The 1,068-nt window shown below is 37.1% G+C and carries 1 protein-coding gene; it reads right to left on the reverse strand.

Annotation, left to right across the window (positions count from 1 at the left end):
- Window positions 1-163: 163 nt before the first annotated feature.
- The coding region (locus B6D18_RS12685) for a hypothetical protein (RefSeq protein ID WP_158092596.1) at window positions 164-1,068 on the reverse strand (905 nt) is incomplete at its 5' end.

Here is a 1,068-nt window from a genome sequence, read left to right on the forward strand (position 1 = left end):
AAAAGTGCGCTCTTCAAAAAAATAGATATGCTATGCAGTTAATTCTACATTCGGTGTCTGATTTGTTAAAGGCAAAACGCAACTTATTATATTTATACGTTTATTGATAGGTACAATTTGTTGCGTTATATTTGCCAGATTATCAATCGTTAACTTTATAGAATTAATCTCCTCGGCATATTGAATTGGCTGAAATTGTCAATACACCGTGAGGATTATGTTCTGCACTTGGTGTAAAAGCGTATCCATCTACTTTAATATAAAAAGGACGGTTACTACTATCTTTATCTGATGTCCACATACTATTCCCCCAAAGTGAATTATAACTGTTCAATGCCCCCCATTCGCCCATAAAATTACCTAAACCACGAACAAAACCTCGTGTATTATTATTACCTTTAAGCTCTACAAGCGTATATAGCAATCCCCTGCGAAAATTGTCATTCATTGCTTCCGATGTTTGGGTTCGGCGTTTTACATTGTTACTATCTCTGCCACTACAATAATCCAATATATAATAAATTGTTTTGGGAACATGCACCCAATGTCCATGTTCTGCACCGCCATCCCAAACATCTCGATCTCCAGGATCTTTTATAGTGTAAATCATCCGATGATTGGTAAAATTACTTTTATTGCCCATTTTTGATGGCCATTTACTCGGTACCGGTATTGTAAAATTATCCATCCAAATCCAATCTCGACCATTAAAGTACTCCATGGTTATTACCGGCGTACCATTTTCAATAAATTGCCATTTTTGTTCTGCCGCATAATTAACGGTACAGTTTGCACCATAACCATTGATGGTCGATAACCATATTTTGCCGGCCCCATTATGTGAATAACAACGGTAATAAAGTTGATTCGCTCCCGGTCCAATTGCCGTAAATGCCGCATTTTGAAAACCAGTGGTCGGAAAGCCACTCCAACGTGAAAAGCCCCAAAAGTTATGAAATACATTTCCGTCATAGCCACCATAATTACCCATATCATTTGGTCTTAAGTAACAGATACTCTGATTATGGGGAATAACGGTATATTCCACCCAATTATTACCATAATAAC

This window comes from Gilliamella sp. A7, from assembly GCF_002142015.1.
Taxonomy (GTDB): domain Bacteria; phylum Pseudomonadota; class Gammaproteobacteria; order Enterobacterales; family Orbaceae; genus Gilliamella; species Gilliamella apis_A.